Source organism: Streptomyces sp. P9-A2 (assembly GCF_036634175.1).
Taxonomy (GTDB): Bacteria; Actinomycetota; Actinomycetes; order Streptomycetales; family Streptomycetaceae; genus Streptomyces; species Streptomyces pratens.
The window spans coordinates 3,480,549-3,501,537 of the sequence record NZ_JAZIFX010000001.1; the positions used below are offsets into that span (position 1 = coordinate 3,480,549).

20 protein-coding genes and 1 pseudogene are annotated in these 20,989 nt (G+C 70.6%); 16 read left to right on the forward strand and 5 right to left on the reverse strand.

The window, feature by feature from the left end; translation table 11 throughout:
• Positions 1–63: 63 nt before the first annotated feature.
• The 4 genes from V4Y04_RS15695 (at position 64) to V4Y04_RS15710 (ending at position 5,563) form a co-directional block, all read left to right on the forward strand.
• Positions 64–2,811, forward strand: a complete 2,748-nt coding sequence (locus tag V4Y04_RS15695; RefSeq protein ID WP_332432860.1) for a LuxR C-terminal-related transcriptional regulator — start codon at positions 64–66, stop codon at positions 2,809–2,811.
• Positions 2,812–3,046: 235 nt separating this feature from the next.
• Complete coding sequence (locus V4Y04_RS15700; RefSeq protein WP_443080024.1) at positions 3,047–4,675, forward strand: MFS transporter; 1,629 nt, start codon at positions 3,047–3,049, stop codon at positions 4,673–4,675.
• Positions 4,676–4,693: 18 nt separating this feature from the next.
• On the forward strand, positions 4,694–5,221 hold the full coding sequence (locus tag V4Y04_RS15705; protein ID WP_332428564.1) for a hypothetical protein: 528 nt from the start codon (positions 4,694–4,696) through the stop codon (positions 5,219–5,221).
• Between the two features lie 144 nt (positions 5,222–5,365).
• A complete protein-coding gene (locus V4Y04_RS15710) occupies positions 5,366–5,563 on the forward strand; it encodes a hypothetical protein (RefSeq protein ID WP_332432861.1) in 198 nt (65 codons plus the stop codon).
• A gap of 27 nt (positions 5,564–5,590) precedes the next feature.
• Here V4Y04_RS15710 and V4Y04_RS15715 read toward each other — a convergent pair.
• Positions 5,591–5,895: pseudogene (locus V4Y04_RS15715) on the reverse strand (DUF2252 family protein); the annotation flags it as partial.
• Between the two features lie 238 nt (positions 5,896–6,133).
• Between V4Y04_RS15715 and V4Y04_RS15720 the strand changes: the two are divergent.
• From V4Y04_RS15720 to V4Y04_RS15750, 7 genes are all read left to right on the forward strand, one after another.
• Positions 6,134–6,796 carry an HdeD family acid-resistance protein gene (locus V4Y04_RS15720; RefSeq protein WP_332428566.1) on the forward strand — a complete coding sequence of 221 codons (663 nt, stop codon included), beginning with the start codon at positions 6,134–6,136 and terminating at the stop codon, positions 6,794–6,796.
• 135 nt (positions 6,797–6,931) lie between these two features.
• Positions 6,932–8,269: a hypothetical protein gene (locus V4Y04_RS15725; RefSeq protein WP_332428568.1), complete on the forward strand. Its 1,338-nt coding sequence runs from the start codon at positions 6,932–6,934 to the stop codon at positions 8,267–8,269.
• A 195-nt stretch (positions 8,270–8,464) separates the two neighbouring features.
• Positions 8,465–8,899, forward strand: coding sequence for an SHOCT domain-containing protein (locus V4Y04_RS15730; RefSeq protein ID WP_332428570.1), 435 nt, complete (start codon positions 8,465–8,467; stop codon positions 8,897–8,899).
• A 61-nt stretch (positions 8,900–8,960) separates the two neighbouring features.
• Positions 8,961–9,410, forward strand: coding sequence for a DUF7144 family membrane protein (locus tag V4Y04_RS15735; RefSeq protein ID WP_332428572.1), 450 nt, complete (start codon positions 8,961–8,963; stop codon positions 9,408–9,410).
• Positions 9,411–9,490: 80 nt separating this feature from the next.
• The gene (locus V4Y04_RS15740) at positions 9,491–10,903 is read left to right on the forward strand and encodes a diacylglycerol/lipid kinase family protein (protein ID WP_332428574.1); all 1,413 of its coding nucleotides are present in this window, start codon (positions 9,491–9,493) and stop codon (positions 10,901–10,903) included.
• Positions 10,904–11,127: 224 nt separating this feature from the next.
• Positions 11,128–11,376: a hypothetical protein gene (locus V4Y04_RS15745; RefSeq protein ID WP_332428576.1), complete on the forward strand. Its 249-nt coding sequence runs from the start codon at positions 11,128–11,130 to the stop codon at positions 11,374–11,376.
• A gap of 155 nt (positions 11,377–11,531) precedes the next feature.
• On the forward strand, positions 11,532–11,822 hold the full coding sequence (locus V4Y04_RS15750) for an NAD-binding protein (RefSeq protein WP_332428578.1): 291 nt from the start codon (positions 11,532–11,534) through the stop codon (positions 11,820–11,822).
• Between the two features lie 21 nt (positions 11,823–11,843).
• On the opposite strand, the gene V4Y04_RS15755 is transcribed toward V4Y04_RS15750, so the two are convergent.
• The 3 genes from V4Y04_RS15755 to V4Y04_RS15765 form a co-directional block, all read right to left on the reverse strand.
• A complete protein-coding gene (locus tag V4Y04_RS15755) occupies positions 11,844–12,974 on the reverse strand; it encodes an acyltransferase family protein (RefSeq protein WP_332428580.1) in 1,131 nt (376 codons plus the stop codon).
• A gap of 1,071 nt (positions 12,975–14,045) precedes the next feature.
• On the reverse strand, positions 14,046–15,113 hold the full coding sequence (locus tag V4Y04_RS15760) for a right-handed parallel beta-helix repeat-containing protein (RefSeq protein WP_332428582.1): 1,068 nt from the start codon (positions 15,111–15,113) through the stop codon (positions 14,046–14,048).
• A gap of 272 nt (positions 15,114–15,385) precedes the next feature.
• Positions 15,386–15,763 (reverse strand): STAS domain-containing protein, encoded by a 378-nt coding sequence (locus V4Y04_RS15765; RefSeq protein ID WP_332428584.1) that lies wholly within the window; start codon positions 15,761–15,763, stop codon positions 15,386–15,388.
• A 164-nt stretch (positions 15,764–15,927) separates the two neighbouring features.
• Here V4Y04_RS15765 and V4Y04_RS15770 point away from each other — a divergent pair, with 164 nt between their 5' ends.
• The 5 genes from V4Y04_RS15770 to V4Y04_RS15790 all read left to right on the forward strand — a co-directional run bounded on the left by V4Y04_RS15770 (position 15,928) and on the right by V4Y04_RS15790 (position 19,723).
• Positions 15,928–16,407: an ATP-binding protein gene (locus V4Y04_RS15770; protein WP_332428586.1), complete on the forward strand. Its 480-nt coding sequence runs from the start codon at positions 15,928–15,930 to the stop codon at positions 16,405–16,407.
• A gap of 421 nt (positions 16,408–16,828) precedes the next feature.
• Positions 16,829–17,032 (forward strand): cold-shock protein, encoded by a 204-nt coding sequence (locus tag V4Y04_RS15775; RefSeq protein ID WP_004986771.1) that lies wholly within the window; start codon positions 16,829–16,831, stop codon positions 17,030–17,032.
• A 286-nt stretch (positions 17,033–17,318) separates the two neighbouring features.
• Entirely contained in the window at positions 17,319–18,812 is a 1,494-nt protein-coding gene (locus tag V4Y04_RS15780; protein WP_332428618.1) for a DEAD/DEAH box helicase, read from the forward strand.
• A gap of 125 nt (positions 18,813–18,937) precedes the next feature.
• Entirely contained in the window at positions 18,938–19,342 is a 405-nt protein-coding gene (locus tag V4Y04_RS15785) for a CBS domain-containing protein (protein WP_332428619.1), read from the forward strand.
• A gap of 54 nt (positions 19,343–19,396) precedes the next feature.
• Positions 19,397–19,723 carry an SCO5918 family protein gene (locus V4Y04_RS15790; RefSeq protein WP_332428620.1) on the forward strand — a complete coding sequence of 109 codons (327 nt, stop codon included), beginning with the start codon at positions 19,397–19,399 and terminating at the stop codon, positions 19,721–19,723.
• Positions 19,724–19,984: 261 nt separating this feature from the next.
• Here the strand turns inward: V4Y04_RS15790 and V4Y04_RS15795 are convergent, their stop codons facing one another.
• On the reverse strand, positions 19,985–20,323 hold the full coding sequence (locus tag V4Y04_RS15795) for a MerR family transcriptional regulator (RefSeq protein WP_332428621.1): 339 nt from the start codon (positions 20,321–20,323) through the stop codon (positions 19,985–19,987).
• Positions 20,324–20,989: the final 666 nt, after the last annotated feature.

Consider the following 20,989-nt stretch of genomic DNA (forward strand, 5'->3'; position numbering starts at 1 on the left):
GGTATTGACGGAGTAGGGGCGGTGAGCGCCGTGCCTGAGACCTACGAGAACGCTCAAGAACCGATCGTTCCGGATGTTCCCGTTGTTCCGGATGTTCCCATCGTCCCGGATGTTCCGTGCGCCGATCCTCTGGGAGACCCGTTCCTGCGCACCCGGTTCGCCCTCCCCGCGAGACCCGCCGCGTTCCTGCGGCGGCAGCGGCTCGTCGACCACCTCGGCCAAGCTCTCGGGACGCCGTTGACACTGGTCAACGGCGCGGCCGGGGCCGGCAAGACCCTGCTGGCCGCCGACTGGGCCGCCGGGCTGCGGTCACCGGTCGCCTGGCTCACCGTCGAAGCGGGGGACCGGCGTCCCGGGGTGTTCTGGGCGTACGTCCTTCAGACGCTGCGCGCCTGCGGTGCGCCGGCATCCGACGCGGTCGGGGCCCCCGCGGACGCTTCCGGGGTGGACCGCAGGCTGCTGACAGCGCTCGCCGCCGAGCTGAACGATCGCGACCGGCCCGTGGTCCTCGTGCTCGACGAGTACGACTGCATGACCGCTCCGGAGATCACGGAGCAACTGGCGTTCGTCCTGCACCACGCCGGGCGGGGTCTGCGCCTCGTCCTCGTCACCCGCACCGAACCTCTGCTTCCGCTGCACCGTTACCGGGCGGCCGGCGAACTGACGGAGATCCGCGCCGCCGAACTGGCCTTCACCCCCGAGGAGGCCGTCGCGCTGCTGGAGCTGCACGGTCTGAGCCTTCCGGTCCACGCCGCGCGGGCCCTGGTGGACCGCACCCGGGGCTGGGCCGCCGGCCTGCGCCTGTCCGCCCTGGCCGCTCGGGAGAGCGCCGACCCCGAGCTCTACCTGAAGGAGTTCGAGGCGGACCGCAGTACGGTCGCGGACTTCCTGCTGGCCGAGGTCCTCAAGGGTCAGACGCAGGAGACACAGGACCTCCTGCTGCGCGTCAGCGTCCTGAAGCGTTTCTGTCCCGGTCTGGCCGACGCACTGACCCTGCGGAGCGATGCCGAGCCCCTTCTCGCCGGACTGCACCGCGAGAACGCGTTCGTCGAGCATCTCGGGCACTCGTGGTACCAGCTCCACCCGCTGTTCGGGGAGATCCTCCGGGCCCATCTGCGCGTACGCCTGCCCGGGCTGGAGCCGGAACTCCACCGGCGGGCCGCGCGGTGGCTGCGTCGTTCCGGATTCCTGCCGGAGGCACTCGCCCACAGCGCCGCCGCGGACGACTGGAATTTCGCCGCCGGTGCCCTCATAGACGACTTGGCGATCGGCCGGCTCTTCACCGGCCCGCGCTCGGACGACCTGGCCCAGTTGTTCTCCTCCATGGGGCCCGAGGCCAGAAGCCCCGCGGCGGACCTCGTGCGCGCCGCCCACGACCTGTCCCGGTGCGATCTCGATCGTGGTCGGGCACACCTGCGCCACGCCGAGGAGCGACTGGCGGACGACGTGCCCGGCCCGGTGGACGACGTGCCCGGCCCGGCGGCCGCCCGGCTGAGCTGTGCGCTGCTCGAGGCACTGGCCGCCCGGCTGGCCGGATGTCCTTCACGGGTCGAAAAGGCCGCCGAAGCGGCCGATGAACTGCGGTGGGAAGTCCCGGCACACCTTCTGGACGAGCATCCCGAACTCACCGCTCTCCTGCTGACCCATCTGGGCTCGGCACGCCTGTGGGCCGGGCGTTTCGAGGACGCGCGCGCTGTCCTGACCACCGTGGCCGGCACCCCCGGCGGAGCCTCCACCGTGCTGCCCCGGGAGGAGTCGATGGGGCACCTGGCCCTGCTCGACTATCTGAACGGCTGGCCCGGCCGGGCGGAACGCAAGGCACTGGCGGCGCTGTCCGAGGCGGAGCGGGCCGACCCGCTCCGGCCGTCCGGCTCCGGCATCGGCTCCAGCTCCGGCATCGGCATCGGCTCCGGCTCCGGCATCGGACGGCTGGTTCTGGCCGCCGTGGCTGTCGACCGCCATGAACTGGGCCGGGCCCAGGCCCTCCTCGACGAGACGGCCCAGCTCCCTTCGGCGACGCGCGACCCGGTGACGGCGGCAGGGCGAGCCCTCGCCACAGCCCGCCTCCTGCTGGTCAGGGGCAAGACACGAGCCGCCGTCGAGGCGGCGGACCCGGCCGTCTCCACCGCCGTGGCCTCACCCTGGGCGGCAAGCCATGAAATGCTCGTCGCCTCCGCCGCCCACCTGGCCGAAGGACGGCCGGACAGAGCCGCCGAGGTGCTCCAGGGAGTCTCCGGCGACCAGCCGGTGTGTGCCGTGGAGGCCGCGGCGATCCAGCTCGCCGCAGGGCGTCCCGGGGCCGCCGTCGACCTGCTCGACAGCATCCGCGCCAAGGACCGGACCGGTCCGGCGGTGACCGTGGGGGCAGCACTGGTCAGGGCGCGGGTCGCGGAGGAGGCGGGGGACACCGCCACCGCCCACAGGCTCGTGGCACAGGCTCTCCTCGGCGCCCGGCAGGAGCGGCTGCGGCGTCCGTTCCTCGATGCCGGAGCGTGGATCCGGCCTCTTCTGGCCACGGCTCCGTTGCACGCGCTGGCGGCGGGCTGGCTCACGCCCGGCCCGCCGCGACGCGGTGAGCAGCCCCGGACGGAGCCGTTGCCTCCGCTGCTCGTCGCGGCGGAACTGAGCGGACGCGAGCACGACGTCCTGGAGCGACTGGCCCGGATGATGTCGACCGAGGAGATCGCCGCCGACCTCTACCTGTCGGTGAACACGGTGAAGACCCACCTCAAGAGCGTCTACCGGAAACTGGCGGTGAACCGGCGCAACGAAGCGGTGCGCCGCGCGCGCGAACTCCGGCTGATCCGGTGAACGCGCGTCGGTGAGAGAGGCGGCGCCCGTCCTCCCACCGGCGGGACGTCACGAGGCTCAGCCCTTCCCACCGGCAGGACGTCACAGGGCTCAGCCCTTCCCCCGTGGCGGGTGAGGCACGGGGCGCGTGCTTCGGATGTGATGGGAGGGGCGATGGAAGGAGCGGCGGGGCGTGCGCCGGCCCGCGGCCGGCCGACCCCACCGGCGTACCGGCCGACTCGGCGAGGTGGACACCGTGAAGCACTGGAGGGCCCTGATCGTCCTCGGTACGGCCCAGTTCCTGATGGTCCTGGACACCTCCGTCATGAACGTCTCCATCAGTCAGCTGGTCGAGGACTTCGACACCGAGGTCACCGCCATCCAGGCCGTCATCACGCTGTACGCGCTGGTCATGGCCGCGTTCATGATCATCGGCGGTAGGTTCGGGGACATCCTGGGGCGTCGCCGCATGTTCCTTCTGGGGCTGGTCGTCTACGGCGTGGGGTCGGCCCTGACCGCTGTGGCGCCCACGCTGTGGGTCCTCACGCTGGGCTGGTCCGTCATCGAGGGGCTCGGAGCCGCCATGGTGCTGCCGGCCATGGTCGCCCTCGTCGCGGAGTCGTACCGCGGGAAGGACCGGGCTGTCGCCTACGCGGTCATCGGCGGGCTCGCCGGCGCCGGGATCGCGGTCGGCCCACTGCTGGGCGGCTGGGTGACGACGTATCTCACCTGGCGGCTGGTCTTCGCCGGCGAGGTCGTGGTCGTCGTGGCCGTCCTGCTGTGCCGTCGGGTGATCGCGACGCCCGTCCGGACCGGCTCGCCTCCCCGGCTGGACGGCGTCGGTGCCGTGCTCTCGGCGGCCGGACTGGGTCTGGGCGTGTTCGGCGTGCTGCAGAGCAGCACGTGGGGATGGGTGCAGCCCCGGAATCCTCCCTTCACCGTGTTCGGCTTCGCCCCGACGCTGTTCGTCGTCGGCGCCGGAGTGGCCACCCTGGCCCTCTTCCGGTACTGGGAGCGGCGTCGTGACGATCGAGGCGCCGACCCCCTTGTGCATCTGTCCCTGTTGGGCAGGCCCGTGCTGCGGTCCGGCCTGCTGATGCTGCTGAGCCAGAACCTCATCCTGCTGGGACTGTTCTTCACCATCCCGCTGTACTTGCAGGTGGTTCAGGGGTTCGACGCCTTCCAGACAGGGCTGCGCCTGCTCCCGGTGTCCGCCACCATGCTCGTGACCTCCCTGTGCGCGTCCTCGCTGGGACCGGTGGTGGGGCCGCGCCGGGTGGTCCGGCTGGCCCTGGTGATCCTGACGGCGGCCATCGTGTGGCTGCTGGCCACCATCGACCCGGTCATCGACGACGCGCAGTTCGCCGGTGCCATGGCCCTGCTGGGCGTGGGCGTCGGCCTGCTCGCCTCGCAGTTGGGCAACGTCGTCCAGTCCAGCGTCGGCGACGAGGAACGCAGTGAGGCCGGAGGGCTTCAGTTCACGGCGCAGAATCTGGGCTCGGCGCTGGGCACCGCTCTCATCGGGTCGATCCTCATCGGTGCGCTGGCCCACGTCCTCACCACGCAGGTGGCGGACAACCCGCGGCTGTCGGAGGAGACCCGTGAGCAGGCCGGTGTCGCTCTCCAGGCCGGAGTCACCTTCGTCTCCACCGATCAGGTGCGCTCGGCGGCCGAGCGTGCCGGGTTGCCGCCGTCCGAGGTCGACGCCGTCGCGGACTCCTACGCCTCCGCGCAGCTGGGCGGTCTGAAGGCGGCGATCCTGGCCACCGGCGGCATCGCGCTCGCCAGTTTCCTGGTCACACCGCACCTCCCGACCGCCCGGGGAAGCCGTCCGCGACAGCCGGATGCCGACGCTCCGGCCGGAGCGACCGGAGCGATGCGCTGAGTCCGGAGGGAGTCACCGGTGTCCAGAGCAAGGACCGGCCCGGCCACGGCCCGCAGAGCGCGCCGTGCCGCGCACCGAGCCCGCGCGGACTACACGGGCGGCGTCTACGGATCCATGCTCGCGGCCTCCGTGGTGATCGGCGCCGGCTCCCTGGGCTCGTTCCCCCGCGCCGAGCTGGTGCTGTTGCTGCTGCTCACCGGCGTGGTGTTCTGGATCGCGCACGTGCATGCCCAGCTGTTCGGGGCGCGCCTGGCACAACAGACGCCCGACCGCCGGGTCGTGCTGCACGTGTGCCGCGACGAGTGGCCGATCGTCAAGGCCGCCGTCCCGCCGGCCGCCGCGGTGGCCGTCAGCCCGCTCCTGGGCCTGGATGTGCAAGGTGCCTTCTGGCTGGCTCTCTCCGTCGCCGTGGCCGGCCAGGTGGGCTGGTCCGTGGCAGCGGCTCGCCACGCCGGTGCTTCGCGGCGGCTTGTGGCCGTCACCGCTTCGGTCAACCTGTTGCTCGGTCTGCTGATCATCTCCTTCAAGATCGTTCTGAAGCACTGAATCGTTCTGGAGCACTGATCCGTGGCGTCCGTCGTCCGGCGGCGGGTCACCTGTACCAGGTGAGGCCCGAAACGGCACGGAGGCGGATGATCGCAGGTAAGGACGCCGTCCGCCTGTCCCAGGAAGTCCGTGGGAGGACAGCTCGTGCGCTACGAGATCCGAATCGAGGGACACCTGTCGGAAACGCTGGCCAAAGCCTTCCCGGAGCTGGGCCACGTCGTGATGTCCGGCCAGACCGTTCTGTTCGGCCCCGTCGTGGACGAGGCGCACCTGTACGGGCTGCTGGCGCGCTGCCGGTCACTGGGACTGCGTGTCGTGGAGATGCGGCAGCTGCCGGAGTGACGGGACCCGGCGGTGTGCGACACCGGATCAGCCTCCGGAGGGCCGTGAAGCAGATCGGAGCCGCTCCGGTCCGGGCCGGCCGGAGCGGCCCGGAGCGGCCCGGAGCGGCCCGGAGCGGCGGGTGGCTTCCAGCGCCTCGAAGTCCCGCTCGTTCCGGTCGGCACAGGCCGGTCGGCACAGGCCGGTCAGCGCAGGCCGGTCGGCGCAGGACTGGGCGAACTCGGTGAGCGCGCGTCGGAACGGTCGCCGCCGCCCAGGTGGGCGGCGAGGGCGGGGGAATCGCCCGAGCGGGCGTGGGCCCGTGCCGGGGATGCCCCGCACAACCGGACGAAGGGGAAGCCGACCCGGCCCCGTGGTCTTCTCCGTTCGGCCGGAAGGCCGAGGGGACAGGCGCCCGGAGATTCCCACCCCCGCCGCCACGTCGGCGCCGACGGATCACCCGTGGTGGGTGAACCCGGCACCCGGTGACAGGCGTGATCCTGGAGCGATCAGGTCCCTTGCACAACGTCCCTTCACATCCCGCCCCGAAGGCGGTCCTGGAGCGACCGCTCGCTCACGCGAGGAGGAGCCATGACCATGCCGCGTGGTCCGGCATCGCGCACCGGAGAAGAGCACCGACCCGACGGGACGGGCCCCGGCCCGGGAGGCGACTCCACATACGTACTCGCGCGGCTCGGCCGTTCATGGACCTGGCTCCTCGGCTCTGCCGTCTCGACACTGGTACCGGGCGTCCTGGTACTGGTCTGGCCGGAGGGGACCCTGCACGTCCTGGCCGTCCTCGTCGGCCTGTACCTGCTGGTGACCGGGGCGTTCCGGTTCGTGGCCGTCTTCGGCCGGGAGGAGCACGGTGAACGGATCCCAGGGTTGCTCCTGGCCGTGCTGTACGTCCTGGCCGGGGTGCTGTGCCTGCGAAACCCGCTGCAGACCGTCGCCGCGCTCTCGCTGATCGTCGGCGTCGTCTGGCTCGTGTCCGGCATCCTCACCCTCTACACGGCCATCGCCGCCCAGGACCTGCCGCACCGCGGCGTCGTCCTGGGCGTCGCGGTGCTCGGCATCGTCGCGGGGATCGTGGTGCTCGCCCTGCCGGCGGAGTCGGCCCGCGCCCTGACCCGGCTGCTCGGCCTGTGGCTCGTCCTGCTCGGCCTGGCCGAGGCGGTGGTCGCTCTCGCATGGCGGGCCGCGCTCCGCAAGACACACACCAGAGGGCCGCACGCTCCCGCCGGGGCGGCCTGACACCGCTCCCGGACTTGTGCGGGCGCCTCCCCCTCCGGTCCTCCCGGGCGGCGACCGTCGCGGCCGTCCTCCCGGCCTTCCTCCCGGGCGGCGACCGTCGCGGCCGGGGCGGCGCCCCCACGGAGAGGAGCACCCATGAACCCGGCCGCGACCCCGGATCCGCCGGACTCCGGCGGATCCGGGAACCCGAAATACGTCATCACCGCCGAGGAACGAGCGGAATACGAGCGACTGCGCCGCCACACGGCCGTGCGACACCGGCGGATACGCCTGGCGAGCTCCTCGGTCCTCCTTCTGCTGACCCTGCTGCTCGCTCCCCTGGCCGTCGTCGCGGCCTGGGTCCAGGACACGGTCTCCGACACCGACAGGTACGTGGAGACCGTCGCGCCGCTGGCGTCCGAGCCGCCCGTGCAGGAGGCCGTGATCAACCGGCTCACGGACCGTGTGGTGGAGAACGTGGACGTCGCGGCGGTGACGGACTCGCTGGCCGAGGCCCTCCAGGACGCCGGGACGTCACCCCGCGTCGTGGAGGGGGCCGAGTCCCTGGAGGTCCCGCTGCGCAACGCGGTCAGGACCGTCGTGGACCGCACTGTCAGCGGCGTGATCACCAGCGATGCCTTCCAGCATGCCTGGGAGGGCGCCAACCGGCGGTCGCACGCCGCGGTGGTGACCATGCTCACCGGTGACGGCACGGGTGCCGTGCGCGCCGAGGGCGACACCGTTCAGCTGCATGTGGGAGAGGTCGTCGACCAGGTGCGGGAGCGGCTCGTCGACGCGGGCTTCGAGAAGGCGGCCGCCATCCCGGACACCGACCGGACGATCACCCTGTTCCAGGGCGAGGAACTGAGCAAGGCGCAGGACACGATGCGGCTGCTGGACGTCCTCGGCATGTGGCTGCCCGTCCTGACCGTCGTACTCGCCGCGCTCGCCGTGTGGACCGCCCCGGCACACCGCGTGATGCTGATGATCACTGCGACGGGTACCGGTGTGATGATGATGGGGCTGCTCCTCGTACTGGCCGTGGTCCGACGGGTCTACCTGGACTCGGTTCCGCCCGCGGCGCTGCCGCCCGACGCGGCGGCGGCGATCTACGACACGTTCGTCCGCTTCCTGCGTGACAGCACGCGCACCCTGCTGATCGTCTCGGTGATCACGGCGCTGGTGGCGTACCTGTACGGTCCCGGACGCCCTGCCCGTGTCGTCCGCACGACGGCGCGACGGGGCACGACGGCCACCGGCCGGGCGCTGCGCCGCGCCGGAGTGCGCACCGGGTCCACCGGACACCGGCTGGCGGACCACCAGGCGTGGACCACCGGCGGCGCCTTCGCGGCCGGGGCGCTGGCGCTGGTGCTCTGGAACCACCCCACGGTCGGAGCGGTGGCGCTCGTCGTCGGCATCGTCCTGGCGGTCCTGGCGGTCCTGGCGGTCCTCTCGGCCACCGCTCCCCGTGGCCACGGGGAGTCCGGCCCTTGATCCGATGATCCGAAAGCGCGAACCCGTTGACCCGAAGGCGGGAACCCGTCCGCCGAGGGCGGCCTCACCCGGTGCGCACACTCACCCGCGCCGGGTGAGGCCGCCCGGTCCTTGCCGTGGGCACGCTGAAGACGGCACAGAGCTGAAGACGGCACAGAGCCGCTACCGGGCGAGCGCCCGGGACGGAGGACGGACATGAGCGCACAGACCTACCTGGCGTACGACTACCCGCTGCTGAGCGCTTTCTGGACCATGTTCTGGTTCTTCCTGTGGATCATGTGGTTCGTCCTGCTCTTCCGGATCATCACCGACATCTTCCGCGACGACCGGCTGAGCGGCTGGGCGAAGACCGGCTGGCTGGTGTTCTGCATCGTCCTGCCCTTCCTGGGCGTGTTCGTCTACGTGATCGCCCGCGGCAAGAACATGGGCCGCCGAGAGGTCTCCCAGGCACGCGCGCAGCAGGAGGAGTTCAACGCCTACATCAGGAAGACCGCGACCGACGGCCGGTCCAGCAGCGTCGACGAGCTCGCCAGGCTGTCCGAGATCCGCGCCCACGGCGACATCACGGACGAGGAGTTCCGCAGGGCGAAGGAACTGGTCCTGACCGGCCACGGTCCGGCGGAGCACTAGGCCCCCCACCCCCCGCACCCCCAGTCGTCGAGCACCCGCACACCACGAAACGAGGCGCAGGATGAGCGCGACGCACACCGGGCCGGTACACACGGCGAGGCAGGAATGGGCGACCGGCCTGACCGTCTTCGCGGCCGTGATGCTCTTCCTCGTCGGCCTGCTCGACCTCCTCCGGGGCATCATGGCCATCGCCGAGGACGACGTCTTCGTCACGACACCCCACTACGTGTTCGAGTTCGACCTGACCAGCTGGGGCTGGATCCACCTCGTTCTGGGCGTGATCGCCGTGATCGTCAGCATCGGACTGCTCCGGACCGCGACATGGGCGCGCGTCACCGGTGTGGCCATCGCCGGACTCGTCATCATCGCCAACTTCCTCTCCATGCCGTACTACCCGTTGTGGTCGGTCGTGATGATCGCCATCTCGGGCTTCATCATCTGGGCCCTGTGCGTGGTCGAGCGCGGCAACCTCTCCGACCTGTCGGGGGAGCGCACACCGCGCGACGGGTGAGGCAGCCCCGGCACCGCGCGGACGGCATTGGCAGGACAGGGCCGACGCGTGCCCGGGAGCGCGAGGAGAAGGGCCGACAGGTGGAACGGCACAGAGGTGACACGAGGGGGCCGGACCGGGCAGGGGCCGCGACCGCACGCGAAGGCGGTGCCGGACGGGCCCGCCTCGCCCTGCTCGCCCTCCTGGGAAGCATCCTGGTGCCGCTCGTCGCCGCCGGCCTGCGGAGCGTGCTGTGGGTACTGGTCGGCATCGCGGGGCTCGCGCTCACCGCCGTCGGCGTGTGGTGGGTCCTGGCCCACACGGGTGCGCTCCGCGTCCTCGGGGCGGTCCTGTCGGTGGCGGCCCCGGTCACCGTGCTCGCCCTGTACGCCGCGTTCGGCATGCTGGGGCCGGCTCTGTTGTCCCTGGCCCTGTGGGCGCTGGCCGTCACGGCGGCACGTACGGCCCCGGCACCCGGTCGCACCCTCTCCGGACAGGCTGTCGCCGAGGACCCCCACGCCCCCTGGATCCTCATGAATCCGCGCTCCGGCGGCGGCAAGGTGGACCGTTTCCATCTGGTGGAGAAGGCGCGGGCGGCGGGCTGCAAGGTGGTCCTGCTCGGCGAGGGCCTGCCGGGCCAGAACGTCGCCGAGCTGGCCCGGCAGGCCGTCGCCGAGGGAGCCGACCTGCTGGCGGTGGCGGGAGGCGACGGCACCCAGGCACTGGTGGCCGAGGTCGCGGCGCGCCACGACCTGCCCTTCGTGGTCGTCCCCGCGGGCACCCGCAACCACTTCGCCCTCGACCTCGGCCTCGACCGCGACGACCCGGCCGCAGCTCTGCAAGCCCTGACCGACGGCGTCGAACTCCGCGTCGACCTCGGGTACGCCGCGGACCGGGTCTTCGTCAACAACGCCTCGTTCGGAACGTACGCGTCCGTCGTCACCGACCCCGCGTACCGGGATGCCAAGGCCCGCACGACCCTGCGTGCCCTCCCCGGCCTCCTCACCGGCGAGGCCGCGCTCAGGTTGCGGATACGGGCCGGCCGCACACGCGTCGACGGGCTCCAGGCCCTGCTCGTCAGCAACAACCCCTACGGACGTGCCGTCGACGCGGCCCGTCCGGGGCGCAGGGAGCGGCTGGACTCGGGGCTTCTCGGCCTGGTGTGCGTGCGGGTCGGCACCACCGCCGAGGCGGCGCGCATCGTGCGCGGTCCGCGCTCCGGGGAGCTCGTCCGGCTGAACGCCGGGGAAGTCGTCGTCGAAGCCGGCACGGACACCCTCCCGGTCGGCATCGACGGAGAACACGTCGTCCTGCCGTCACCCGTCGTGTGCCGCAGCGCGCCCGGTGCACTCCGGGTCCGCGTGCCGCGCAGCCGCCCGCACACGCTGCGGGGCGGCGGAGCGACGGCCGACTGGCCGCGCGTGGCACGGTTGGCGCTGGGCAGTCTGTTCCCGGCCCGAGGACAGCACCGGATTTCCGGCCCAGGGCCGGCTCGTGGCGGCCGCGACGGCTGACTCGGTGTTCGAAGGGGTTTGATTCCTCCGAACCGCCCCTACCAGCCGTGCACCCCTACGCTTTCGCCCGACCCGACGCACGCTCCCGCCTCTCCTATCGCCGCGAATACGACCACGCCGGGAAAGGCACGACCGGCCGCTGCGCCCGCACGGCGCCCTCGGTGGCGCGCCATGTAAGGAGAGAGGACGCTGGACGCGAGGGCACTCCTAGGGAGAGACATCCCATGACCCGGACCAAAGATCCCAAGGCTCGTACGCCGTTCCTTTCCCGTCCCGGCGTCCGCCGCCTCGTACCGTTCGTTCTGATCACCGCGATCGCTCTCGTCTTCATCTTCGAGAACCGCGCGAGTGTCGAGATCCGCCTTCTCGTTCCGATGGTGACCATGCCTCTGTGGGGCGCCCTCCTCATCGCCTGGGGCCTCGGCATGCTCGCCTGTCTCTTCACCGTGCGTCGACGGTCGAACCGGCGCTGACGACAGCCGGGGCAGGTCCCCGCGCCGTCTCGCTTTCCGCCGCTCCGAACCACGACCCGAACCACGATCCGGAACCGGTGGGCGACGGCTGGGCTCCACGGCCCGTTTCCAGCGTCTTCCGGCCGTCCCCGCACCGCGGTCGGCAGGCGTGGCGGGTGCGGTCCAGTGTGCTCGTGGTGCTCGTGGTGCTCATGGTCGGCCTCGAGGGATTCGTCGCCGCCGTCGCGGCGGCCGGTATCCGTACGTGCCACGATGCCGGCATGCGGGTCATCGTGGTGGGCGCGGGGCAGGTCGGTCACACCGTGGTGAAGTCGCTCGCCGAGACGCCCGAGTGCGCGGTGATCGACATCGACGAGACGCGTCTGGAGGCCGTGTCGCACGCCTACGACGTTCAGCCCCGCAGCGAGCCCTGTCGTCGCCTCCATGGGGACACGTTCAAGGAGTGACGAGGAGCACGCCGCGGAGGACTACAGGGTGCGCACGGGCTCCGGTACGGGTGGTACGTGGGCAGGTATCCGCTCCGACTGCTGCGGTCCGGGCGTGGCGGGGGCGAACAGCCAGCCGGTGGACGGCCGGGTCAGCGGACGGACCAGGTGGCGCACCGGCGGGGAACCGAGCACCATCGTCAGCAGAACCGCGCACAGCACCAGGCCGACGATCTCGACCGGGGTGTTCACCCGTGATATCCAGCCCAGTTCCCGGAACGGCAAGATGACCAGCGGGTGCAGTAGGTAGATCGTGAACCCGCCGGCGCCCAACGTGCTGATCAGTGGCAGCCGCCGCCGGGGCATCAGCCGCAGCAGACAGAGCACCAGGGCCGCGGCCGAGGCCAGCACCAGCAGTCGGACGACCCAGGCCCATTCCAGGCTCAGCGGGTCGGCGGCGGAGTAAGAATGGCGCATGGAAAGCCAGTTGCCCTTGATGTCCCTGTGCCACAGCCACCCCACGACGCAGGAGGCAAGGATCCCGGCGACCGCCACGAACAGGCTCCAGCGGCTGGTGAACCAGGTGTTCAGGGAGCCCTGGCCGATCCGCCAGCCGAGATAGAACAGTGGAAGGTAGACAAGCGTGCGGCTCGCCGAGAAGGCCAGCCCGAACTCCTCGATATACCCCACGGCGAGGGCGACGCCCGTGGTGACGAGCAGTGGGTGACGTAGCTGGACCACCAACGGCAGGAGCAGCCGCCAGAAGAAGAGGGACATCAGGAACCACAGAGTCCACGGCAGTTGGACGACATGCACGATGAACTCGTCGCCCAGCCAGTACTTCTCCAGCGAGTAGAGCAAGCTGAACGCGAGTGCGGGCAGCACGATGCTCTGCAGCAGGGTACGCAGGGAACGGGGGCCGAGCGGCCCCGCGTTGCTGAACACACCGGCCAACATGACGAAGGCAGGCACCCGGAAGGCCCAGCTGGCGATGTGGAAGGAGTGCAGCACGTCTTCTCGCGCCAGGAGGCTGCCGCCGGTGTGCAGAATCACGATCAGCAAGGCGGAGAGGAACCGGGTGTTGTCCCACCACGGATTCCTGGCCCGGTCCACTCCGCCGACGCGGTTGGTGGAGACAGTGGTGACACGTCTCGGGAGTGGCTTGTCCATCATGGCGGCGGGCTCCTGACAGCGGCTCTGCAGTGGAAATGGCCGCCGCACCGGTGCTCGACTTGACGGGGCTGAGCACACCGTGCCGATCTTCGTCAAGGGCCCGGTTGCCGGCTCAGGTTCATACGGTGAACTCCACATGTACACCAGAAGCCCCAACGCACCTCTCGCCGGCGTCCCCGCCGCACTGCCCGTCCCGTCCGTGTTCTCGGTTCTGCGGAGTCCACCCACCAGCGGGATCACGAAGGGATTCAGCAACGGGTTCGGGCCGGACGGGACGGAGAGCCGCTGAACCGGTCGCAAGAATCGAGGGACACGGAGACCGGGCACAGCAGGGCGCCGGCCGTCACGGCGGCACGTACGGCCCCGGCACCCGGTCGCGCCCTCTCCGGACAGGCTGTCGTCAAGGAGCCCCGCGCCCCCTGGATCCTCATGAATCCGCGCTCCGGCGGCGGCAAGGCAGGCTGTTTCCAGCCGACGGAGAAGGGCCGGGCGGCGGGCTGCCGGGGCAAGTCCCTGCGCCGTCCCGCTTTCCGACGGCCCTCGCCAGAACGGGTTCAGCACACATGAGGCCGGGGAACCTCGTGAGCACGTGCGAACCACTGAGGCGTGTTCTCCCCGGCCAGACACCCCCAGGTTGACGTTTCCGCAGGTCTCAGCCCCGCCCGGGGGAAGTCCCCCGAAGCGGGTTTCGCGGGTTCCGATCCTGCCGGGGCACAGAGAAAAAGGGCCGGTTCAGGAGGGTCTCCTCCCAGGCCGGCCCTTCGTCGTTCCGGGCGCCGCGCCACGCACGTGCCATTACGTCCGCTCGGCGCCCTCTCCGGAGGAGCCCGATGCCGCTCCCCCACCGCCCCGGACCATGGCACCGAGCCGGTCGGCGACGGCCCGGTCACGGTCACTGGTCATGTGCTGGTGGATCAGCGCGGCCCGTGGGCTGCTGTGGCCCGTCCGCCTCATCGACCGTCGTGTGCCGGTCCCGGCCGTGGAGGCCGACGTGTCGCCCGTGCACCGTACATGTGGAAGTGCGCGGTGTTGCCCGAAGACGGTTGTCCCGGGCCGCCGCGGCCTCGTCGGTCAGCAGGCGCCGGCCGGTTCGGAGGTCTGGCAGACATTGTTGATGAACTTGTTGTCCTTACCCTTGTCGTCGCGGGTGGCCAGGTCCGCCGGGAGGTTTCCCAGCACGAGGTTGTCGCGGACGACGTTCCGGTCGTTGGAGACGCCGTCCATGCTGCCGAACACGACGATCCCGCCGGAATACGGCGAGTCACCCACGTTGCCGCGGACCACGTTCTGCGTCACCAGCGCCTTCTCCGTACCGACGAGGACGATGCCGACCCCCTGGAGGTGGGGCAGGCGCGCGGCGGCGGGGCAGTACGTGTTGTTCTCGTAGACCGCGTTGCGGCGGATGGTCAGGTCGCCCGCCGTGCGCGGCAGCACGACGAAGACACCTGCGCAGTTCTCGGTGATGACGTTGTGCTCGACGGTGAGATTCCCGAGTCGGCGGGTGGTCATGCCGATCCGGTTGCCCGTCAGGCGGTTGCCGCTGATCACCGTGCCACGGGTGTCGAAGGTCTTGCTCTCCGCGTCGGCCTCGAACACGTTGGCGGTGTAGAGTCCGGCGTCGCCGTTGCCGCTTGCGGTGTTGTAGCGGAGCGAGGCGCGGGTGGAGCGATCCTGCGCGATGCCCCACCGGCCGTTGTCCCGGGCGGTCACCCGGTGGACTTTCAGTTGGTCGGTGCGCGTGGCCGAGACACCGTTCTTCTTGAACCCTTCGACGGTCAGCGACTGGACCCTCACCCCGGTGACGGGGTGCTCGTCCGTGCCGGTGACACAGATGCCGTCCCCCGCCTCGGCGCACGCACTCCGCGCCTCCTCGTCCTTCCCGGGCGCGATCACGGTCTGCTCACCCGCGCCCCGGAGGGTCAGCGGCTTGGTGATCGTGACGCTTCCGCGGTAGGTGCCCCGCGTCAGGACGATGGTGGCTCCGGGTGCGGCCGCGTCGACGGCCTTCTGGATGGACTGGCCCGGATGAACCACTCTCTCGGGTCCGCTGCGGGCGGAGGCGGCCGGAGCGAGGGCACCCATCCCGATGACGAGGGGTGCGATGGCGCAACCGAGGCATGTGACCTGGTATTTCCTCATGAGCCCGACGCTATGGGCCACTCCCGCGACATCGCCACTCTTAGCGACCATATGGATATGAAAAGTCACCGATCGGACTTATTTCCCGGCGCCGCAGGGCGTACAGCTATTCACCTCATGGCTTCAGCTGTCTCCTGCCACCCGACGGGGCGGCCGTGGACGTGCGCGGGGACGACACGACGTCCCACTGGAGTGTCGGCGCCCGTCCGCCGGATCACGCCGGCGCCGGCCCCCGCGCCTCCGCGCCTCCGGCATGATCCGCCGGACAGACCTCAAGGAACGAGGGCCTGGCTCAGGTCGGGGTAGCAGGTGATGAGTTCGTCGACGCGGACGAGTCGCAGGACGCGCAGTACGGGGACGGTGGGTGCGGCGAGTCGGATCCAGCCGTCGGCCGCGGTGACGTTCTTGTAGGCGACGATGAGGGTGTTGATGCCGCTGGAGTCCATGAAGGTGACCCCGCTCATGTCGACGACCACGCGGGGCCGGTCGGCAGTGAGTGTGTTCAGGGCCTGCCGCAGTGGTTCGCAGGTGTGGTGGTCGATCTCCCCGGTCAGGTGGAGCACGCGGACGCCGTCGATGGCGGCGGTCACGACCGACAGTCCGCCGCGCCGTCCGGCTTGTTCGCTGTCCGGTACTGATTCCTCGGCCATGTCGGTGATACTTGCACACCAGACCTTCCGCCCGAAGCGCTCCCCACGGCCGAAGCGATGCACCGGCGCCGGGAAAAAGAGCCCGGCAGGGGCGCACGCAGGGCGTGTACCGGCGCGAGTTCGGGTATGCGCGGAGGTGTGAGCCGGGAAGCGAAGGCGGTTGGATGGAACCCGTGCCTACGGACGAGGACGGATCCGCGCTGGACCGGCCGGCTCCACAGACCACAGTGGCCCTGGACGAGGAGGGCACGTCCATCGCCCAGGCCCGCCACCTCGCCGCGGACTTCCTCGCCCGGGTACAGGCCGAGCACGGCCTGCACGTCCCGCAGCGCGCTCTGGACCTGACACAGCTGGTGGTCAGCGAGCTGGTCACCAACGCACGCAAGTACGCGCCGGGCCCCGTTCTGATGGACCTGCGCATCGCGGGCGACACGGTCGAGGTGGTGGTGTGGGACTCCGAACCGGCACTGCCGACGGCCCGGGCCACCGACGCCGGGCGGGTGGGGCAGCACGGGCTGGAGATCGTCATGGCCGTCGCGCGGAGTCTCGTGGTCCAGCGCGAGCCCGGCGGCAAACGCGTCACCGCCCGCATCGCCCTGCTCGACGACCCGGCCGACAGCATCGCCGGGCGGGGCCCCGCCTGACGGTTCCACAGCGCTCAGGGTGGTCTCCCGGCGCACCGATGCCACACCGGCCGCCTTCACCGGTCCGGACCGTCGCCCTCGTGGTCGGAGTCCGGGCCGGGGCCGGGGATTCACGGACCAGCGGGGTCTGGACGACATTATATCTGCATCCGCGGAGTGAGAGTTTTACGGAACCGTGCGGGCAGTTTCTTTGCAGTAACGATCGGAGTGGAATTCCTCAACCCACACGGACCGCCGCAACGTGCTACTGTCTATCTCAGTTGCAGTTGTGGTTCCCGAAATTCCAAGTTCTTCTCAGTCGGCTTCTTCGCCACTGGAAGTGCCTTTTGGCACCGGTTCTTTTTCCGGCGGGGTGATCATCGCGGCGACACGGCATCCGTACAGTGCGGGTGCCGACTCACTGCCCCGAAGGAGACAAAACATGGCTACTGGCACCGTGAAGTGGTTCAACGCTGAAAAGGGCTTCGGCTTCATCGAGCAGGACGGTGGCGGCGCTGACGTGTTCGCCCACTACTCGAACATCGCCGCCCAGGGCTTCCGCGAGCTGCTCGAAGGCCAGAAGGTCAGCTTCGACATCGCGCAGGGCCAGAAGGGCCCGACGGCCGAGAACATCGTTCCCGCCTGACGTCGGCGCACACGTACAGCTGGGGCCCGCATCCTTCGGGGTGCGGGCCCCAGCTGTACGCACTTTACGTACTTTCCGCAGTGGTTTCGCCTGCGGGACGACTCTGAGGAATCCGCGGACTTACGCACTATGGATTCCCCCTCGGGGATGCCAGAACATCCTCTCTCGATCACATCATGGCGCACGATTCATCTTCGTGTTCCATTCGGCCCGTTCTTGCAATTCTCCGCGCTGTTCACTGCTGCGGGAATTCCTTGATATGTGCCGTATCAAGGAAGGTCTCGCAATGAACCGCACACGCACGAACGACCGCTTCGGCCGCACTCGGAACGGCGGCGGCGCCCCCGCGAAGAACGGCAACCGGTTCGGCTCGTCGTCCCCGAACCGCTCCGGCGGACCGGCCCGTTCCAACGGTCACGGTCGCCGCCCCGCCGCGTTGCAGGGCGAGTTCGCCCTCCCGAAGACGATCACCCCGGCACTGCCCGCCGTGGAGAGCTTCGCCGATCTCGACATGCCCAAGGAACTGCTGGCCTCGCTCGGTTCGCAGGGCATGACCGTCCCGTTCCCGATCCAGGCCGCGACGTTGCCGAACTCCCTCGCCGGCCGTGACGTCCTCGGCCGGGGGCGCACCGGTTCCGGCAAGACCCTCGCCTTCGGGCTGGCCCTGCTGGCCCGTACGGCCGGGCAGCGCGCGGAGCCCGGGCAGCCGCTGGGGCTGATCCTCGTACCGACGCGTGAGCTGGCCCAGCAGGTCACCGACGCGCTGGCGCCGTACGCCCGCTCCGTGAAGCTGCGCCTGGCGACGGTCGTGGGAGGGATGCCGATCAGCAGGCAGGCCGGCGCGCTGCGCCGTGGCGTCGAGCTCGTCGTCGCCACCCCCGGACGTCTCAAGGACCTCATCGAACGCGGCGACTGCCGACTGGACCAGGTGTCCGTCACCGTCCTCGACGAAGCGGACCAGATGGCCGACATGGGCTTCATGCCGCAGGTCACCGCCCTGCTCGACCAGGTCCGTCCCGAGGGGCAGCGCATGCTGTTCTCCGCCACGCTCGACCGCAACGTCGATCTGCTCGTGCGCCGCTACCTGAGCGACCCCGTCGTGCACTCCGTCGATCCGTCGGCCGGCGCGGTCACGACGATGGAGCACCACGTGCTCCATGTCCACGGCGCCGACAAGCACGCGGCCATCACCGAGATCGCCGCACGCGACGGCCGCGTGATCATGTTCCTGGACACCAAGCACGCCGTGGACCGCCTCACCGAGCACCTTCTGAACAGCGGGGTGCGGGCCGCCTCCCTGCACGGGGGCAAGTCGCAGCCGCAGCGCACCCGCACGCTGACGCAGTTCAAGAACGGGCACGTCAACGTGCTGGTGGCGACCAACGTCGCCGCGCGCGGCATTCACGTCGACAGCCTCGACCTCGTCGTCAACGTCGACCCTCCGACCGACCACAAGGACTACCTCCACCGCGGCGGCCGCACGGCCCGCGCCGGGGAGTCGGGCAGCGTCGTCACCCTGGTCACCCCGAACCAGCGCCGCGCCATGACCCGCCTCATGGAAATGGCCGGCATCGCCCCGCAGACCACCCAGGTCCGCGCGGGCGCGGAGGCCCTGCACCGCATCACCGGCGCCCAGGCCCCCTCCGGCGTCCCGGTCGTCATCACCGCACCGGTGGTCGAACGCCCCAAGCGCGGCGCCACCTCACGCGGCCGGCGTCGCTCCGTGCCGGCGGCCCGGCGCGCGCCCGCACGGCGGTCCGTCTCCGACGCGGCAGCCTGAGAAACCCGGAAGCCGGGTCCCGGGACCCAGAAGCCGGGTCCCGGGACCCAGAAGCCGGGTCCCGGTCTCCAGAACCCGGAACCGTCCTGATCAGGAAGCTGAACCATCTCTGCAGGAGGCACCTCTTGACGCTGGTCCAGACGCATTCCCGCTCGACGAGCGCCGGCACCGCGCACAGGACGGTTGCCGATGTCATGGACACGGCCGGGCCCCAGGTCTGGAACGACATGACCGTCGAGGTGGCGCTGTCCGTCATGGCCGCCGCCCGCACGGGTCACCTCGTCGTCTGTGACGAGGACGGCCGGTGCACCGACCTGGTCACCCGGGCCCGGCTCACCTCCGTACGGGACGGTTCCGGATACACCGACCGGGTCCGCCTGCGTGACATCTCCGACGACGGCGGGCTCTTCGCCTCGCCGCTGACCACGGTGGCCGAGGCCGAGCACGCGATGCGGCACCGGCGGCTCGGGATCCTGCCCGTGGTCGACGCCCACGGCAACGCCCTGGGCGTCCTCGCCCTCTCCCACTGAACCGCCTTACCCCGGTCGCCCCCTTCTTTTCCCCTCTTCCCCTTGTGAGGCATCGTGCGTTGTGTCATTGCCCGCTTTCCGTTCGAGCTCACCAAGGCCGGCGTGCTGGAATCGCTGAAGGGCGTCAAGCCCGAGCCGGTCACCGGCGACTCCGTGATCATCGGGCGCCGTCACTACCCCGCCAAGCAGGTCGGTCAGGTCATCACCCGCCAGGACCGCCGTGACTTCAGCAGCGGCGAAGTCCTCCGGGCCATGGCTCAGCTCGGCTTCACCTGCCGCACCGTCTCCGAGGCCGCGGAGACCACGGAGACGGCGGCCGCGAGGATCGTCGACCCGCTCCAGCGGGCTTCCGCGATGCTTGGCGCCCCCATGTCCATCTGACCGACGGGAGGAGCCGCGAGCCCCGGTACGGGGCAGCGGTGAGGGCGCAGGGGGCGCCCGGTGAGCCGCGGCATGCGCGACCGGCACATCGTGCGCGGATCATTCGGTGGCACTCGGCTGCCGGTCCGAAGGCCGACACGGCAGCACCGGCCACGCGGCTTTTCCGGCTGCCGCCCCGGGCCGGACTGCGACGCCCGGCCTGATCGGCTATCGGCCACGGGCCCGGTAGGGCTACCGTCCGCTGTGAGGTAGAGGTACAGGTCAGGCGTCCGCCTTGTGGCCGGCCACGACATCACCGCGTCGCAGTTCGTCGTTGATGCGCTGGGCCTCTTCGAGCTGGTCCTCCAGAATGATGATGCGGCAAGCCGCCTCGATGGAAGTCCCCTGGTCAACCATCTCCCGGGCTCGGGCGGCGATACGCAACTGATAGCGGGAGTAGCGGCGGTGGCCGCCCTCGGAGCGCAGAGGCGTGATCAACCGGGCTTCGCCCAGGGCCCGCAGGAAAGCGGGCGTGGTACCGAGCATCTCCGCTGCTCGTCCCATGGTGTAAGCGGGGTAGTCGTCGTCATCGATGCGGTCGAGCGGTGTGTCTGCGGTCATCTGCACCTCTAATGGGGGAATGCGTCGAGGGGCCTTGGTGCCGTACGGCACCAAGGCCCCGAGGGATTTGTAACACCATCGACCGGCTTACTGCGAGGCCGGCCCTCTGTTTCCGCACCGGCCCCCGACGGGGGGCGGAGAGTGCGGGGATCGCGGATGAGTGACCGTGGGACCACCTTCCGTTCCGGGGCCTGCGGTACCCGAGCGAACCGTTCTCGCCCGGGCGATCCTGATGGCGTCCGCCTCCTTTTCTCTTCCTTCTGTCCAACCTCTTGATACTGCGGGTCCTGCGTACTGTCGGCGGCCCTCACGAGGCCACCGGGCCCGGCGATCAGCGAGGGGACCCAAAGCCTACTCCGGCCCCACCACTCCACCGCCGTGCCACAACCTTTGTTCCGCGCGGGCAGTTCATGCCTGCCGCGCCTTACCGACTTCCTGGCTACAGCAGACACGTTAACCCCCTCGCGGGCGCATGTCTACATCAGCCATGACAGGTTTCAGTCCGTGCGAGTGAAAGGTTCCACACCGCTGCCCCTCTGCCGCAGCCGCCCGGCCGGGGCCCCGCACCCACGTCACCAGGTTGATCCCGGCCCTCACCGCCGAGTTCGCCGGCCACAACGGTCTTCACCCCACGGACGTCCACGCGCTGCTCCACCGGCTGGACAC

Coding starts and splice junctions, on each gene's coding strand:
- V4Y04_RS15720 (WP_332428566.1), top strand. CDS start 6,134: ATGACCATGCCGCGTGGTCCGGCATCGCGCACCGGAGAAGAGCACCGA.
- V4Y04_RS15725 (WP_332428568.1), top strand. CDS start 6,932: ATGAACCCGGCCGCGACCCCGGATCCGCCGGACTCCGGCGGATCCGGG.
- V4Y04_RS15730 (WP_332428570.1), top strand. CDS start 8,465: ATGAGCGCACAGACCTACCTGGCGTACGACTACCCGCTGCTGAGCGCT.
- V4Y04_RS15735 (WP_332428572.1), top strand. CDS start 8,961: ATGAGCGCGACGCACACCGGGCCGGTACACACGGCGAGGCAGGAATGG.
- V4Y04_RS15745 (WP_332428576.1), top strand. CDS start 11,128: ATGACCCGGACCAAAGATCCCAAGGCTCGTACGCCGTTCCTTTCCCGT.
- V4Y04_RS15755 (WP_332428580.1), bottom strand. CDS start 12,974: ATGATGGACAAGCCACTCCCGAGACGTGTCACCACTGTCTCCACCAAC.
- V4Y04_RS15760 (WP_332428582.1), bottom strand. CDS start 15,113: ATGAGGAAATACCAGGTCACATGCCTCGGTTGCGCCATCGCACCCCTC.
- V4Y04_RS15765 (WP_332428584.1), bottom strand. CDS start 15,763: ATGGCCGAGGAATCAGTACCGGACAGCGAACAAGCCGGACGGCGCGGC.
- V4Y04_RS15770 (WP_332428586.1), top strand. CDS start 15,928: ATGGAACCCGTGCCTACGGACGAGGACGGATCCGCGCTGGACCGGCCG.
- V4Y04_RS15775 (WP_004986771.1), top strand. CDS start 16,829: ATGGCTACTGGCACCGTGAAGTGGTTCAACGCTGAAAAGGGCTTCGGC.
- V4Y04_RS15780 (WP_332428618.1), top strand. CDS start 17,319: ATGAACCGCACACGCACGAACGACCGCTTCGGCCGCACTCGGAACGGC.
- V4Y04_RS15795 (WP_332428621.1), bottom strand. CDS start 20,323: ATGACCGCAGACACACCGCTCGACCGCATCGATGACGACGACTACCCC.